This is a genomic window from Pseudoroseomonas ludipueritiae, from assembly GCF_014490445.1.
In the GTDB taxonomy this organism is placed as follows: domain Bacteria; phylum Pseudomonadota; class Alphaproteobacteria; order Acetobacterales; family Acetobacteraceae; genus Pseudoroseomonas; species Pseudoroseomonas ludipueritiae.
The window spans coordinates 1-1,797 of record NZ_JACTUZ010000316.1; the positions used below are offsets into that span (position 1 = coordinate 1).

The 1,797-nt window shown below is 69.8% G+C and carries 1 protein-coding gene and 1 pseudogene; both read left to right on the plus strand.

Annotated elements, in window-relative coordinates; translation table 11 throughout:
* Window positions 1–1,522: pseudogene (istA, locus tag IBL25_RS25965) on the plus strand (IS21 family transposase); the annotation flags it as partial.
* Window positions 1,512–1,797: ATP-binding protein (locus tag IBL25_RS25970; RefSeq protein WP_238940681.1), on the plus strand; the 286-nt coding region annotated here is incomplete at its 3' end. The pseudogene istA and the gene IBL25_RS25970, both read left to right, overlap by 11 nt.

Genomic DNA, 1,797 nt, shown 5'->3' on the forward strand with positions numbered 1-1,797 from the left:
GCCGGACCGGCCTGTCGCGGAACACCATCCGCAAGTACCTGCGGTCCGACGCGGTGGAGCCCGTGTTCAGGACCCCCGATCGGCCCAGCAAGCTGGATTCCTTTGCCGAGCGGCTGGCCGCCTGGCTGCGGGCGGATGCCCGCAGGCCACGCAAACAGAAACGTACGGCCCGGCAGTTCCACGCCGAGCTGGCGGGGCTGGGCTACGACGGCTCGTACCGGCGGGTCGCCGCCTTTGTGCGGGCCTGGCGGGACGACTGGCAACGCCAGCAGCAGACCTCTGGCCGCGGTGTCTTCGTGCCGCTGGCCTTTGGCCCGGGCGAGGCGTTCCAGTTCGACTGGAGCGAGGAGCATGCCGTCATCGGCGGCGAGCGCACCAAGCTGCAGGTCGCCCACCTCAAGCTCTGCCACAGCCGGGCCTTTCTGGTGCGGGCCTATCTCCTGCGGACGCACGAGATGCTGTTCGACGCCCACAACCACGGCTTCCGCGTGCTGGGCGGCGTGCCGCGGCGCGGCATCTACGACAACACGTCGCGCGTCTTCGCGTCGACATGCGCACCGCCGTGGACCGCATCGGCCCGAGCCGCGAGCGGCAGGTCAACGCCCGCTTCCTGGCCATGGCGAGCCACTATCTGTTCGAGCCCGAGTTCTGCAATCCGGCGTCAGGCTGGGGCGAGCCCTGGAGCGCCACTGGTCCGAGCGACAGGGCGAGCGGCCAGGTCGAGAAAAACGTCCAGGACGCCCGGCACCGGCTGTGGCAGCCCACTCCCCAGGTCACCAGCCTGGAGGCGCTGAATGCCTGGCTGGAGCAACGGTGCCGCACCCTCTGGGAGGAGATCCCGCATGGGGTGGAGCCCGGCAGCGTCGCCGCAGCCTGGCGGCAGGAGGTGGACTGCCTGATGCCGGTCCGGCGGGTCTTCGACGGCTTCGTGGACGAGACGAAGCGGGTCTCGCCCACCTGCCTCGTGCACTTCGACCGCAACCGCTACAGCGTGCCCGCCTCCTTTGCCAAACGGCCGGTCAGCCTGCGGATCTACCCTGACCGCATCGTGGTGGTCGCCGAGGGGGCGGTCGTCTGCGAGCACCGGCGGATCATCGAGCGGTCGCACCACGGCCAGGGCTGGACCGTCTACATCTGGCGCCACTACCTGGCCGTTGTCCAGCGAAAGCCCGGCGCCCTACGCAACGGCGCGCCCTTCGCCGAACTACCGGAGACGTTCCGCCAGCTTCAGCGTCAGCTGCACGGCAGGTCCGGCGGCGACCGGGAGATGGTGGAGATCCTCTCCCTGGTGCTGCAGCACGACGAGCAGGCCGTGCTGGTTGCCGTGGAGATGGCGCTGCAGGCCAGTGTCGCCAGCAAGACCCACATCCTGAACCTGCTGCACCGGCTGACCGATGGGGCTACCTCCCAGGTGCCGCCGATCGAGGCGCCCCAGGCCCTGGTGCTGGCACAGGAGCCCAGCGCCAACGTCGCCCGCTACGACAGCCTGCGCCCGAGGCAGGGAGGCCGTCATGCGTCATGACCCGGCGGCGGCCGCCATCACCATCATGCTGCGCAGCCTCAAGATGCACGGCATGGCACAAGCCGCGGCCGAACTGACCGAGCAGGGCGCGCCCGCCTTCCAGAGCGCGATCCCCATCCTGTTGCAGCTGCTCAAGGCTGAGATTGCCGAGCGCGAGGTCCGCTCCATCGCCTACCAGCTCAAGGCCGCCCGCTTCCCCACCTACAAGGACCTGACCGGCTTCGACTTCGCCAGCAGCCAACTCAACGAGGCCCTGGTGCGCCAGCTCCACGCCG